Genomic DNA, 14298 nt, shown 5'->3' on the forward strand with positions numbered 1-14298 from the left:
TGCTTTATTTATGGATCGCCGAGCGAAGCCGCTCGACCTGCCTATCCGACACCGGCCTCGCATGATTACCCCATGTGCCTCGGATGAACGTGACCACGTCTGCAATCTGACTCGACGTGAGTTGATCGTGAAAGCCCGGCATCTTTTGCACGGCGGGTCCGGTCTCGGTCGCCGGACTCTTGCTTCCTTCGATGACGATACGCATGACGGAAGTCGGATCATCCGACAGCACCGCCGGATTGCCCGCAAGCGCCGCTGCCTTGCCCGGTTGCCCGCTTCCGTCAGCCTGATGACAACGCGCGCAGAACGACAGATACACGCCGGCTCCGGGCAATTCCTTCTCGCCGGTCTTCAGGCTTCGTTCGGTCTGCACTCTGGCGTGCGCGTTGTTGTCGTAACTGCCGTACGTGTGCTGCGGCGGCAGTGACTTGAGATACACCGCTATCGCGTTCAAATCGCCATTCGTCATGTATTGCGTACTCTCTTCGATCGCAGGCGCCATCGCACCAAAGGCGATGGCGCCTGCGCCGTGTCCCGTGCGCAAGAAATCGACGATGTCCTGTTGCGACCAGCGCCCCAATCCGCTTCCCGGATCGCCTGTGAGATTCGGCGCCAGCCAGTGATCGTTCGCGCCGCCAGTCAGATATAGCGGTGACTTCTCGCTATAGCCGAGTTCGTTATATGCGGGGCCGCGCGGCGTGTGACATGCGCCGCAATGTCCGAGACCTTGCACGATATAAGCGCCGCGATTCCATTGCGCGCTCTGCTTCGGGTCCGGCGCGTATTCATCGTGATTGCCGAACGCGAAGTTCCAGAACAGCATGCCCCAGCGCTGATTGAACGGAAACGGCAGATGCGTCTCCGGCGCGCGTTTCGCCGCAGGCTTGAGGCCGTGCATGGCGTAGGCATAGAGCGCGGTCACGTCGTCATCGGTCATATGCGCGAACGACGCATAAGGCATCGCGGGATAAAGCCGCTTGCCGTCGCGACGCTTGCCATAGCGGATCGCGTCCGAGAATTCCTTCAACGTATAGCGTCCGATGCCGTACACCGGATCGGGCGTGATATTGCTGGCATAAATCGGGCCGAACGGGGAATTGACCGCCATGCCGCCACCGAGCGGCGTGTGATCCGCGGCATCGTGACAGGCCGCGCAATCGCCGACCTTCGCGAGATATTCGCCGCGTGCGATGAGCTTCGGGTCACTTGCCATCGGCGATTGCGCGGTGATGTCGCGCGGAAGATGATCGTCCGCGCTTCCGCTGCATCCGGCGAGCACCGTGGCCGCTGCGAGCAGCATCGAAGCGATAAGGCGTGTCGAGCTTCTTGGCGCGTTCATATCAATGCCATTGACTGCAAGAGACGAGAAACACTTCCGCAAGGATCGTGAACGCGACTCCGACGACGAATCCGCAACCGATCAACGCACTGCATAACGCAATAAAACGCTTGCGGCTGATTTCCTCTTCTTCGCGAGGCGGCTCTTCTTTTAACTCACTGTCTTTCGTCCGCTCCTTCATGCGTTGATGTTTCTTATGCAGAAAGATGAAGCCGTGGAAAGCAAGCGCCGCGCATACGAAGGAAATAAGCAGCGCGACGATGGATGTCGCCCATAACCAGGCGTGCATGTGCGCCACGCCGGGCGAGTCGAGCGGCACGGTCGAATCGCACGTTTGCGCGGAAATCGTTTCGGAGACGATCACCTGCAAGAGCCACGCGCCCGGCGAAATGAAGAAGCCGGCGCCCGCGCACCATGCAAGGCGGCGCTTCTCGGCGTGAGTGAGTTTCAGCGCGTCGGGTGCGGAGCCTTGCATCAATGGCCCCTTAGCCAGAACGGCGTCACATAAAGCGAAGTGAAGATGAAGAGCCACACGACATCGACGAAATGCCAGTACAGCCCGCCGATTCGCATGGCCGCATTGCGCTCGGCATCGAAATAACCTAGCGCGATCCATGTCGCGAGCAACACCAGAATCACGATGCCGACGAGCACGTGCGCCAGATGGAAGCCGGTGATCGTGTAGTACAGAGAGCCGTAGAGATGGGCGCTCACACCATATGAATGATCGTGCCATTCCTTCATCTGAATGCCGACGAAGAGACACCCGAGCAGAATGGCGATAACCATCAGCCAGAACGCCGGACGCGTGCGGCTCTTCTTGAGCGTGCGTTCGGATAGCCACGCGAACACACTGCTCAATATCAGCACCGCCGTACTCATTGCGCCGATGCCGATCTTCGGCATGCCTTCGGGCGGCCACGCGAGTTGCGTCTGCGATTGCGAATAGAAGTAGCCGAAGATGAGATAACCGAAGAGGCTCGCCTCGGTCACGACGAGCGCGAGCACGCCCCACCATCCGCCCGAATGTTCGCCCGCGCTGCCGACGGGAAGTGCGTCCCGCTTCTTCGCGCTGCGCGCCGGCGTGGTCTGTTCCGCTTGGGGCGGTTCGCGCTGCGCGAGCGATCGACGCGGCCACATCCATGCAATCAGCGTCGCGCCGCTCGCGGCGAATGCGGCGAGCGTCATCGAGGGCGATCGCAGCAGCATGCCGAGAAACGTCAGCGCGGTGAAGAGTCCGAGGAAGAACGGAGACCATGCGTCGTCCGGCATCTTGAGAATGACGTCGGGCTTGCCGGTGAACGGATGCACGCCGAGCGACTCGCGCCCCTGATGAAGCAGATAGCCTTCTTCGAGACTCGAACTCCGTCCCGAAGGCTGCAACCGATCCTCCCACATCGGATGACGCGACTCGACAATCGGCAGCACCGCGAAGTTGTACGGCGGCGGCGGCGAAGGCAGGGACCATTCGAGGCCGGGCGCATCCCACGGATTCGGCGGCGCGATCTTCCCGCGCCTTGCCGAGACGAGCGCATTCACCGCGAACACCAGTACGCCGACGCCCAGCAGGAAAGAACCGATCGTCGTGATGAGATTCGACGTGTCCCAGCCCATGCCGTCCGGATACGTGTAAATGCGGCGCGGCATGCCGAGAAGGCCCGAGATGTGCATCGGAAAGAAGCCGAGATTGAAGCCCACGAAGACGATCCAGAATGCGATCTTCCCGATGGTCTCGTTCATGAGCCGCCCGGTGAATTTCGGAAACCAGTAAGTGATGCCGCCGAAGACGGGAAACACGTTGATACCGAGCAGCACGTAATGCAGATGCGCCACGACGAAGTAAGTTTCATTGAGTTGCCAGTCGAGCGGCACGGCGGCCGTCATCACGCCCGACACGCCGCCGATCACGAACATCAGCACGAAGCTCGCGAAGTAGAGGAACGGCACGGTGAACACGGGGCGGCCCATCCATATGGTCGCGATCCATGCGAAGACGGCGACCGCGCTCGGTATCGTGATGAGCACGCTCGCCGCGCCGAAGAATGCGAGCGCGAGCGGTGCGATGCCCGTGGCGAACATGTGATGAATCCACACTTCGAAGCCGATGATCATCGTGGCGACCGTCGACATCGCGACCGCCGCGTATGCAACGAGCGGACGCCTGCTGAATGTCGGCAACGCATCGGAGACGATGCCCATCGCCGGCAGCACGACCACGTAGACCCACGGATGCGCGAACATCCAGAAGAGGTGTTGCCAGAGCAACGGGCGGCCGTCGGCGGCGACATCGAAGAAATGCGTGCCGATATTGCGATCCATCCATAGCAGGAAGAACGCGAGGCTCACGGCAGGCACGGCGAGCAGGTTCGCGAACGAAACCGTCAGCGTGCCCCATACGATGATCGGCAGCCGGTCCACCGACATGCCCACCGCGCGCATGCGAAACAGCGTCACGACGAAGTTCACCGCGCCCACGGTCGTCGAGATGCCGAGCAGCACCATGCCGAGCGAATAGACATCGATGTTCGGGCCACGGCTATATTCGAGCGATGACAGCGGCACATAGTTGAACCATCCCGCATTGGGCGCCTGACCGAACGGGAAACTGCAATACAGAAACACGCCTGCGAACAGAAACACCCAGTACGAAAGCGCGTTGAGGCGCGGGAACGCCATGTCGCGCGAACCGAGCATGAGCGGCCACAGGAAGTTGGCGAATCCACTCAGCACCGGCAGTGCGTAGAGAAAGATCATCGTCACGCCGTGCATCGTGAATAGCTGCGCGTATTGATCGGGCGTGAGCAGCGTTTCGTTGGGCCGCGCGAGTTGCAGACGCATCAATAGCGCTTCCACGCCGCCGATCAGCAGAAACACGAACGCGGTGACGATATAGCGCAAGCCGATCTTCTTGTGATCGACCGTCGTGATGAAGCCGCGCCAGCCCGATTCGCCTTCCCATATCTCGCGCAAACGCTTTTCATCTTCGGAACCTTGCGGCACGCGGCCGAAGTCTGGCTCTCGCCGGAACGCGACGCGGTCCGTCTGCTTCATGCTGCGATCGCTCGTTGCGGACATCGTGTCTTCCTTACCTGAGAGCAGCGAGATACGCCGACAGATCCCCCGCCTCGGCGGGCGTGAGTTTCATGTCGGGCATGAGCGTTCCGGGCTTGATCTCCTGCACGTGCTGAACCCAGTTCATCAGATTGTCCGGCGTATTGACGACCGTGCCCGCCGCAATGAGTCTGCGCGACAGCACGTGCGTGAGATCGGGCGCCTGCACGCCCGCGGCCTGGCTGCCGCGCACCGTATGACAGCCCGCGCAGCGTTCCTCGAAGAGCTTCGCGCCGCGCACGGCCTGCACGGTGGATGGCGCACGCGCCGGCGCGCGCTGCGCGGTCAACCATCGTTCGAATTCCGCTTGCGGCTGTGCATAGACCTCGAAAGCCATGTGCGCGTGCTGCAAGCCGCAATACTGCGTGCATTGCCCGCGAAACACGCCCGGGCGATCCGCCTGAATCCACTGTCGGTTCACGACGCCCGGTATCGTCTGCGTCTTGCCGGACAGCTCGGGCACCCAGAAGGCGTGAATCACGTCGGCGCTCTTGAGTTGCACGAGCACGGGAACACCTACCGGAATGTGCAGTTCATTGGCGGTCGTGAAGTGAGTCGGGCCGTCGCCGTAGTCGACTTTCCACCACCAGTCATAAGCGGTCACGGTGACGGTGAGCGCGGGCGTGCGCGGCGGATCGGCGACCTCGGCCAGCACAATCAGCATGTAGACGCCGATGCCCAGCAACGCGACCGTTGAAATAGCGGTGCCGACATAGACGAAGCTCACGCCGCCTTTCGATGTCAGCGCGCGCGGGTCCTGCTGCCTGCGACGCCGGAACATGGCGATGATCAGCATCGCCGCGATGACGAGACACACGAAACAGCAGATGGCCGTGAGTATCCAGTCGAGGCGCAGCACCGGATGCGCAGCCGGTCCCTTGCTGCGCAGAAAATACGCGAGCGGCGTCGATTCGTGCGCCACCAATTCCTGACTCGCCGATGCTCCGTTGCCGGCCCACGCGCACAAGGCGTACAGCGCGACCGCGCACGTCGCGCCGAGCCGGCATGTCCATGCCGAAAGCCGGCGTATCGCAATCACATTCGCTCCTCGATGCCACGCTGGAGCACGCGAGATAGCAGTCCTCATACCTGCATGCATCGGCGCGTTCATTGCATCAGGCAAGCCGCTTCGCGAATGCTTTCGAGCGCATTGAAAAGGGCTTACGCGTTCACCAATTTCGCAAAGGCTTCCCTGACGTCCGCGCAGAACGTCTCGGCCACGACGGGCATCGGCTGCGATGCGTTCGTCACGATATAAAAGTGGTCCTGCACGGCGGGCGCGAAGTCTCTCACCGCGACGCGCTGCTGCGCATAAGCGGCGGTGACGGGATCGATCAGCGCGACGCCCGCGCCGTTCGCGACCAGCGCGACGATGGCTTGCGACAGTTGCGCTTCGATCACGAGATCGCGAGACACGCCCGCTTCCACGAACACGCGATCGATGGCGCTGCGTGCATCGAAGCTCTGCGGAAAGGAGATGAAGCGCTCGCCGCGCAGATCGGCGGGGCGCAACGACGCACGCCGCGCGAGCCGATGCCCGCGCGGCAGAATGCATCGCATTTGAGCATGGGTGAGCCGCTCGCTCTTCACGGCCGGATGCGGGATAGGCTCCGCGATCAGCCCGACATCGCACTGGCCGGACGCGACTTTCTCCACGACCGTCGTTGCGCTATGCGCGAGCAGATTGACGTCGATGCCCGCGTGACGCTCGACGAAGCGCGCGATCACCGCCGGCAGCAGATCGAGCGCGACAGCAGGCGAACCCGCCACCCGCAGCGACCCGCGCCGCATCGCGCGAATCTGCTGCGCCGCGAGCGCGATGCGGTCCATGCCGACGAACGCGCGCTCCACTTCTTCGAACAGCACGCGCGCCTCGGCGGTCGGCGAAAGGCGGCCCTGCTGGCGGTCGAACAGCACGAAGCCGACGCGGCTCTCCAGGTCGGCAATGAGCCGGCTCACGGCCGGTTGCGAGATATGCAGCGAGTCGGCGGCGCTCGTCACCGTGTGGCGCAGCATCACGGCGCGAAAGGCTTCGATCTGGCGAATCTTGAGTCCGGTGGTATCCATAACATTGGATTATAGGCGACCCAAGAATCGGTATTTGACGCGGAATTTTGCCTCGCCCAAAGTGGCTGCCGGACTCATCAAACAGGCAGGAAAAGCATTCGATGCAGCACAAGCAGGCCCATAACAAGGCAGGCCGTTTCGATGTCGTCGTCGCGGGCGGCGGGCTCGTCGGCATGGCGATCGCGTATGGCATCGCCCGCACGGGCAAGCGCGTGGCCGTATGCGACGGCGCGGACTCGGCGCATCGCGCGGCACGCGGCAATTTCGGGCTCGTCTGGGTGCAAGGCAAGGGCGGCCGATGCCTGCCCTACGCGCAATGGTCGCGCGAATCGTCGGAACGGTGGAGCGCATTCGCCGCGCAACTGCTGCGCGAAACCGGCGTCGATGCGGGCTTCGAGCGGCCCGGCGGCATCGAGTTGTGCGAGACGGCGGAGCAACTCGAGACCGGTCGCCGGCTGCTCGAATCGATCCACGCGCAGGACGCTTCGCTCACCTACGACGTGCTCGACATGAAGGCGTTGAAGGCGCGCGTGCCGTCTGCATCGGATGCGCTCGCGGGCGCGCTTTACTCGCCGCACGACGGCCACGCGAGTCCGCTCTACACGTTGCGCGCCCTGCAGCAGGCGTTTCAACTTCACGGCGGCACGTATCTGCCGCGCAACGAGGTGCGCGAGATTCGTCCGCATGCGGGCCGGTTCGAGATCGACACGGCGAACGGCACGCTCGAAGCAGAACGCGTGGTGCTCGCGGCGGGACTCGACAACGGGCGGCTCGCGCCGATGGTCGGCATGCACGCGCCCATCACGCCGTTGCGCGGGCAGATCATGGTGACGGAGCGGCTCGCGCCCTTCCTCGACTATCCGACGCTCGTCGTGCGTCAGACGCCCGAAGGCTCGGTGCTGCTCGGCGATTCGGCGGAACAGGTCGGCTTCGACGACGGCCAGACGCGCGCCGTGATGGCCGATATCGCGCGGCGCGCACGCACGGCGTTTCCGCTGCTCGCGCATGCGCGCATCGTGCGGTCGTGGGGCGCGCTGCGCATCATGACGCCCGACGGCCTGCCGGTCTACGAGGAATCGCGCGCGCATCCGGGCGCGTTCATCGCCATCTGCCATAGCGGCGTGACGCTCGCCGCCGCGCATGCGGACGTCATCGCGCCGTGGATCGCGGGCGGCGACAAGCCCGCGATTCTCCATCCCTTCGTCGCCACACGTTTTTCGAATCCGACCGATGCCCACGCTCTTTGAATCCCTCGGCGTCATGCCGGGCAGCACGACTCGCACGATCCGCATCGACATCGACGGCGTCGAGCGGCAAGTGCCGCCGCACTATTCGGTCGCCGCCGCGCTGCTCGAAAGCGGCGCCGCCGCGTGCCGCACGACGCCCGTGAGCGGCGCGCAGCGCGGCCCGTTCTGCATGATGGGCGTGTGCTTCGACTGCCTCGTCGAAGTCGATGGCGTGCCGAACGAGCAGGCGTGCATGACGCGCGTGCGCAACGGCATGCGCGTGCGCGCGATGACGGGCAAGGCGAGGCTCGCATGACGCAACTGAAGTGCGACCTGCTGATCGTCGGCGCGGGGCCGGCGGGCATGTCGGCGGCGATCGAAGCGCGGGCCGCGGGCCTCGATGTCGTCGTCGCGGACGAAGGCGAAGGGCCAGGCGGTCAGATTTATCGCGATGCCGCGCAGTCGCCGCTCGCCGATGTCCGCGTGCTGGGCGACGACTATCTCGCGGGGCGGACGCTCATCGAACGTTTCAATGGCAGCGGCGCGAAGCATCTCGCGCGATGCGTGGTCTGGCAGATCGCGTTCGAAAACCGCGAGGTCATCGCGATGCTCACGCGCAGGCCGCACGACGGCCACGGCGGCACGCTCGAAGTGGCGGCGCGCGCGGTGCTCGTCGCGACCGGCGCGCAGGAGCGTCCGTGGCCCGTGCGCGGATGGACGCTGCCCGGCGTGATGGGCGTGGGCGCGGCGCAAACGCTGCTGAAGTCGTCGGGGCTCGCGCCATCACAGGATGCGGTGCTCGCGGGCAGCGGGCCGCTCTTGTGGCTCTTCGCGTCGCAATTGCTGAATGCGGGTCGCCGCGTGCGCGCCATTATCGACACGACGCCGCGCGGCGCGTGGCACGCCGCCCTGCCGCACGCGTTGCCCGCGCTCGCCGGCGCGGACTATCTGCTCAAGGGCCTGCGCATGATGCGCGCGGTCAAGCGCGCCGGCACTCCGGTGCATCGCGGCGCGAGCGCGTTGTCGATCGAAGGCGATGCCCGCGCCGAACGCGTGCGCTTCGTCGATGCGAGCGGCGTGCAGCACGTTATCGACACGCCGCTCGTGCTGCTGCATCAGGGCGTCATTCCGTCGACGCAACTGCCGCGCTCGCTCGGTTGCGAACATGCGTGGGATGCATCGTCGGCATGCTGGCGTCCCCGCACGGATGCGCGCGGGCGCAGCAGCGTGGAGCGCGTGTGGATTGCGGGCGACGGCGCGGGCATCGGCGGTGCGAAGGCCGCGGCGCACGCGGGCGCGCTTGCGGCGCTCGATATCGCACGCGAACTCGGCGCGCTCGATGCGCCATCGCGCGATGCACGCAGCCGTCCCCTGTTGCGCGCGATGAAGCGTCATCTTGCCGTGCGCCCGCTGCTCGATGCGCTCTACACGCCGCCCGCTTCGCTGCGCCGTCCCGATGACGACGTGACCGTCTGCCGCTGCGAAGAGATCAGCGCGGGCGAGATACGCCGGATCGCGGCGCTCGGCTGTCAGGGGCCGAATCAGATGAAGGCGTTTTCGCGCTGCGGCATGGGTCCGTGTCAGGGCCGATGGTGCGGCACCACGGTCGGCGAACTGATCGCGCAAGTGCAGGAACGTTCGGTCGGCGATGTCGGCTACTACCGCATTCGCGCGCCGATCAAACCCGTCACGGTCGATGAGATCGCCGAATCCATCGCGCTCGACGACGGCTTCACGCGCGGCGAATTTCCAAGCTGAACAACGAATCCACGACGAACCCGGACCACACCCACGGAGCCCACATGAAAATACGCGCATACACGATGATGACCGCCGCCGCCCTCGCCCTGATGGCGACGAGCACGATGGCGTCCGCCAAGGAATGGAGCACCATTCGCGTCGGCGTCGATCCGACTTATCCGCCGTTCGAATCCGTCGCGAAAGACGGCGCGGTGCAGGGCTTCGACATCGACCTCGGCAATGCACTGTGCGCGAAGCTCAAGGCGAAGTGCGTGTGGGTGCAAAGCAGTTTCGACGGCCTCATTCCCGGCCTGCAGGCGCGCAAGTTCGACGTGATTCTTTCGTCGATGGCGGCAAACGAGAAGCGCCGCCAGCAGATCGATTTCACCGACCGGCTGTATCGCAACCAGACGCGTCTCATCGCGAAGGAAAGCGCGCATCTGCTGCCCGAGGCGTCGAAGCTCGCGGGCAAGCGCGTGGCCGTCGAGCAAGGCACCGTGCAGGAAACGTACGCGCGCGAGAAGTGGGCGTCGGCAGGCGTGGATGTCGTGGCGTATCCGAGCTACGACCAGGCTTACAGCGATCTCACCGCAGGCCGCGTCGATGCCGTGCTCATGGATGCCGTGCAAGGCAAGCTCGGCTTTCTCGCGACGCCCGCGGGCAAGGGCTTCGCGTTCGCGGGCGATGTCGTGTACGACCCGAAGATCATGGGCGATGGCGACGCCGCCGGCGTGCGCAAGTCGGACGCCGATCTGCGCGACGCGCTCAACGGCGCCATCGCGGATATCTTGCGCGACGGGACGTATCGCAAGATCGAAGCCAAATACTTCGACTTCGATATGTACGGCAAGTAAGTTTCAGACTTGCGGTGCCGCCGGCAGCGGCCGGCCTTGCACGCGTTCGCGGATCGCTTCGAAGTCTGCCGGCGGGCGATGCCGCGCAGCACGGCAACCGCATCGCTCAAGGCCGGAATCACCTTCGGCGATCTTCGCCATGCCGGCCGGCGACAAGGCATCGACGAATCACCAGTCGATCAACGCGGCAGCGCCCTCGCCTGCCGCACGTCCGATGCCCGCGCGAATTTCCCCGCGCCCAAATGATGGATCGTATGTAATTCTGCATTCGATTCATCGATATTCCAGTGGCCGTTCGCAAACACGCGCGCATCCGCTGCCGCTGCGACGACTTCCGCGAAACACGTGTCGTATGCGGCTTCCGTATGCGGCTCGCTGATCAGCCGGCATTCGAGCCACGCGGCGCAATCGCGCTCGATGAGCGGCACGCCCAGCATTTGGCCTTTTGTCGATTGAATACCGAATGCATCGAACTTGTCGATGTCACGGCCGCTCGCCGTGCCGACCGCATACGTCAGGTCGATCGCCGCCGCTCCCGGCACACAAACGCCGAACGTTCCGCTCGCGGCGATCAGTTCGCGCGTGTACGTGCTCTTGTCGATCACGATGGCGATGCGCGGCGGCGTGAATTCGACGGGCATCGACCAGGCGGCGGCCATCACGTTGCGGCGCTCGCCGTGGGCGCTGGTCACGAGCACGGTCGGGCCATGGTTGACGAGGCGGCTCGCGTGTTCGAGCGCGACGGGGACGAATCGGGACATGGGCGGAAATCCGTTTGGGCCAGGAGACGCGAGATTGTAGGCGTTATCGGTCCGCAGCACGTTGCGCCGCCAAGGGCTCGGCGAATGCGCGCGCTTTCGATTTCGCGGAGAATCAATCGGATGCGCGCGCGGTGGCTGTCGGATGTTGCGGCGCAAGAGCAGACGACATATCAGGCGCGCGGCCGCAGCCGTTGGTATTTTGCATGCCAGCAGAAACGTCTTGCATTCAAGGAGAAGCAGATGGCTCGCGAAATCATCCGTGTGGAACCGCTGTCCACCTGGCTCGAGCGCTGGAAGGCGCCGACCTCCGTTGCCACGCGTCACGGCGACACGCTCTACGTGTCCGGCCTTCCGCCTTTCGATCCGGCGACCGGCGAAGTGCTCGATGCACCCATCGAACAGCAGACGCAACGCGTGCTGGAGCAACTGAAGCTGTGCGTCGAGACGGCGGGATCGTCGCTGGATCAGGTGCTCAAGTGCAATGTCTATTGCACATCGGTCGAACTGTTTCCGGTCGTCAACGAGATTTATGCGCGCTTCTTCGGGCCGGAGCCGCCTGCCCGCATCTTCATCAACGTGCCGGCATGGCCCGGGCGTTTCGACATCGAAATCGACTGCGTGGCAGCGCTCTGAGCGATGGAGCGCGCATCATCGCGACTCACTCGATGATCGAAGGCGGTTATTAACGGCAGCATTCGCGCCGACTTTAGGGTTTTTTATCCGGCGAGCCGCCTATCGCGACCATCTTTCAAATCTCTGTAAAAACGCGCGAAAAAACTTCAGACGATTCTTATCGAATTGATAAGCACATGATATGCTCTGATCCAACTCAAAAAGATAAATATCGCATGAGCGTACGGGTGAGAGGCTGAATCAGTAAGTCGTGATGCTGGGCGGGGTCCAGTCATTTCACTGAGAGAAAGCTTTCAATTTAATTAGATATCCAAAATGATTTTAAGCTCCTACGAGGGCCGGCTGTAGTCACGAGCACACGAACAAAAGCACCTCAGGTGCAGCACGATTTTCCAGTACGGGGAGACCAACCCATGCAGTTTCGCAGCATTCATGTTGCGCCGCTTCTGCTCGCCCTCACGCTCGGCGTGTCGGCGTGCAAGGACAGCGAGAAAAGCCTGTCCACGCGTGAAGGCGATGTTCCGGTGACCGTCGCCACGGTGCGCACAGAGCTGGACCATAAAAACTTCGGTCAGGCGGCGTCGCTCGCAGACAAACTCACTGCCTCCAATCCGAACGATGTCGATGCCTGGATGATCGCCGCCGATGCGCGTTCGGCAGTGGGCAATCGCATCGACGCGCTGGCGGCGCTCGAAAGCGCAATGAACCGCGGCATGCGCGACATCACGCGCCTCGATGCCGATTCCTATCTCGATCCGCTTCGTTCATCGAGCGAATACGAAGCGCTGCTCATGCGCTTCGGGCTCATGCGCCCGCTCGCGAAGGCCGGCGATACCTCGATCGTCGAAACGTCGACGGGCACGGTGGTGCGTGCCGGCGACGTGTCCGTCTCGCTTCCGAACGACAAATAATCCATCACACGCAACGACATGACTTTCTTCAAACAGAAACTGCTGAGCGTCGCGGTCGCGGCGCTCGTCATCGCGCCCTGCGCTCACGCGCTCGATATCGAGGCGCGCGGCGTCGGTTCCGCCGCGATCACGGGCGACGTCAACTCCGTGCGTACCGTGGCCCTGCGTCAGGCGAAGCGCAACGCGGTGCTGTCCGCACTCGACAAGGTCGTCGGCGCGGGAACGAGCCGCAATGCCGACGTGCAGGCGAAGCTCGACGACCTCGTCGTGCAGATCGGCGACGAAGCGTTCTATGACGTCACGCCCAGTTCCGCCGACGGCCAGTATCAGGTCAAGGTGACGCTTCGCATGGACGACAAGGCGCTGCGCAGCGAGATCAGCGATCTCGGTCTTGCGCTGAACACGAACGCCACGCGCAGCCAGCCGATCCTCGTGATGATGGACGAGTTCTTCACGACGCCGACCAACCTTCACGCCCCGCTCGAGGAACTCACCGAATTCCGCCACGAGGAAGGCTCGCATTACAACGAGAAGGAAGCCGCGTCGAGTTCGAAGCATGCCGCTTATGCGGCGAGCAGCGATGCCGCTTACGCGTCGAAGGAACAGGTCGCGTTCGCCGTCAACGACAAGTCGGCCAATCGCGTGAACGCCGCGTACAACGCGAACGTCGCGGGCGCCGCGCAAGACAGTTACGGGAACGCGGCGGCGATGTCCGCGAGCGGCTCGGGACGGCTCGATGCGTCGAGCCAGAACAGTCATCAGGCGGCGGGCGCCGCGTCGCGTCAGGTGGCCGCTGCGGCGAGCAGCCGGGTCGCGGCGGCGTCATCGTCGAATTCGGCTTACGCGCATAACGTGAACGCCGAAGATCACGACAACACGTACTTCCGCAAGCTCGTGAAGTACCAGCCGCAGAACACCGGACCCGACCGCAAGAACTACACGTATAACGAGCTGAAAGGCCAGCTCGGCGATCTCGACATCAAGGTGCTCGACAACGCGATCTTCAAGAGCCGCTACTTCGGCGACCGCGCCATCACGCTGGATCAGTTGGAGAACGGCGCGGAACTGACGAAGTACGTCGACTATGCGCGCAAGGACGCGACCGCCGACTATCTGATGATCGGCTCGTCGGTGATCTACGATCTCGGCGTCGATAAAAGCTCGGGCCAGGAGTCGTGCACGGGCGTCGCCAGCACGAAGACCTTCTCGACCAAGACCGGCGAAGACATCGGCTCGGCCACGCAATCGGAAGCCGCGATCGGCGCATCGCCGGACGATTGCCGCGCGCGTCTCGCCGTCAAGCTCGCGGGCAGCCTCGGCAATCAGGTCGGCAAGCGCATTCAGGAGTTCGTCAAGAAGCGCACGATGTACGGCGCCGAATACACGATCCGTCTCACGGGCGACAATCTTCCGCTCATGACGCGCACGGCATTCGGCCAGGCGCTGAAGTCGGTGCCGGGACTCGACAAGGCCACGCAGCGTCAGGCCGGCGCCGGTCAGGTGGAAATGATCGCGACGTATCGCGGCAGCGATCCGCTCGATCAGGCGATCGCCATGGCGCTCGGCACCAACCCGCAGTTCGCGAGCCTCGATTCCGCCGTGGACGGCAACGTCATCACGCTGTGCATGAACGGTTGCAAGAAGGCGGTGCACTGA

13 protein-coding genes are annotated in these 14298 nt (G+C 63.8%); 7 read left to right on the forward strand and 6 right to left on the reverse strand.

The genetic code is table 11. The features are described from left to right. Positions 1–4: 4 nt before the first annotated feature. Genes NCR39_RS24410 through NCR39_RS24430 form a run of 5 tightly spaced genes read right to left on the reverse strand, consistent with a single transcriptional unit; the run spans position 5 to position 6517 of the window. Positions 5–1339: a c-type cytochrome gene (locus NCR39_RS24410; RefSeq protein WP_250454661.1), complete on the reverse strand. Its 1335-nt coding sequence runs from the start codon at positions 1337–1339 to the stop codon at positions 5–7. A gap of 1 nt (position 1340) precedes the next feature. Next, positions 1341–1871, reverse strand: a complete 531-nt coding sequence (locus NCR39_RS24415) for a hypothetical protein (protein WP_250454662.1) — start codon at positions 1869–1871, stop codon at positions 1341–1343. Then, positions 1814–4414 (reverse strand): cytochrome c oxidase subunit I, encoded by a 2601-nt coding sequence (gene ctaD, locus NCR39_RS24420; RefSeq protein WP_250454663.1) that lies wholly within the window; start codon positions 4412–4414, stop codon positions 1814–1816. Before ctaD ends, NCR39_RS24415 begins: the two co-directional genes overlap by 58 nt. Positions 4415–4424: 10 nt before the next feature. Continuing rightward, a complete protein-coding gene (gene coxB / locus NCR39_RS24425) occupies positions 4425–5561 on the reverse strand; it encodes a cytochrome c oxidase subunit II (RefSeq protein WP_502800280.1) in 1137 nt (378 codons plus the stop codon). A 50-nt stretch (positions 5562–5611) separates the two neighbouring features. Further along, entirely contained in the window at positions 5612–6517 is a 906-nt protein-coding gene (locus NCR39_RS24430) for a LysR substrate-binding domain-containing protein (RefSeq protein WP_250454664.1), read from the reverse strand. A gap of 101 nt (positions 6518–6618) precedes the next feature. Between NCR39_RS24430 and NCR39_RS24435 the strand changes: the two genes are divergently transcribed. The 4 genes from NCR39_RS24435 to NCR39_RS24450 are packed head-to-tail and all read left to right on the forward strand — an operon-like array spanning position 6619 to position 10337. Next, complete coding sequence (locus tag NCR39_RS24435) at positions 6619–7764, forward strand: NAD(P)/FAD-dependent oxidoreductase (protein ID WP_250454665.1); 1146 nt, start codon at positions 6619–6621, stop codon at positions 7762–7764. Beyond that, complete coding sequence (locus NCR39_RS24440; protein ID WP_502800276.1) at positions 7748–8059, forward strand: (2Fe-2S)-binding protein; 312 nt, start codon at positions 7748–7750, stop codon at positions 8057–8059. The genes NCR39_RS24435 and NCR39_RS24440 overlap by 17 nt, the downstream gene beginning before the upstream one ends. After that, positions 8056–9501 carry an NAD(P)/FAD-dependent oxidoreductase gene (locus NCR39_RS24445; RefSeq protein ID WP_250454666.1) on the forward strand — a complete coding sequence of 482 codons (1446 nt, stop codon included), beginning with the start codon at positions 8056–8058 and terminating at the stop codon, positions 9499–9501. The genes NCR39_RS24440 and NCR39_RS24445 overlap by 4 nt, the downstream gene beginning before the upstream one ends. A gap of 44 nt (positions 9502–9545) precedes the next feature. Next, positions 9546–10337: an ABC transporter substrate-binding protein gene (locus NCR39_RS24450; protein WP_250454667.1), complete on the forward strand. Its 792-nt coding sequence runs from the start codon at positions 9546–9548 to the stop codon at positions 10335–10337. Between the two features lie 179 nt (positions 10338–10516). Here NCR39_RS24450 and NCR39_RS24455 read toward each other — a convergent pair whose 3' ends face one another. Next, complete coding sequence (locus tag NCR39_RS24455) at positions 10517–11098, reverse strand: flavin reductase family protein (protein WP_250454668.1); 582 nt, start codon at positions 11096–11098, stop codon at positions 10517–10519. A gap of 240 nt (positions 11099–11338) precedes the next feature. On the opposite strand from NCR39_RS24455, the gene NCR39_RS24460 reads away from it, so the two are divergent. From NCR39_RS24460 to NCR39_RS24470, 3 genes are all read left to right on the forward strand, one after another. Continuing rightward, positions 11339–11731 carry a RidA family protein gene (locus NCR39_RS24460; protein WP_250454669.1) on the forward strand — a complete coding sequence of 131 codons (393 nt, stop codon included), beginning with the start codon at positions 11339–11341 and terminating at the stop codon, positions 11729–11731. Positions 11732–12144: 413 nt separating this feature from the next. Further along, entirely contained in the window at positions 12145–12642 is a 498-nt protein-coding gene (locus NCR39_RS24465; RefSeq protein WP_250454670.1) for a hypothetical protein, read from the forward strand. A gap of 18 nt (positions 12643–12660) precedes the next feature. Continuing rightward, on the forward strand, positions 12661–14298 hold the full coding sequence (locus tag NCR39_RS24470) for a hypothetical protein (RefSeq protein WP_250454671.1): 1638 nt from the start codon (positions 12661–12663) through the stop codon (positions 14296–14298).

Origin of the sequence: Caballeronia sp. ATUFL_M2_KS44, assembly GCF_023630965.1 — a bacterium.
Classification (GTDB): Bacteria; Pseudomonadota; Gammaproteobacteria; order Burkholderiales; family Burkholderiaceae; genus Caballeronia; species Caballeronia concitans.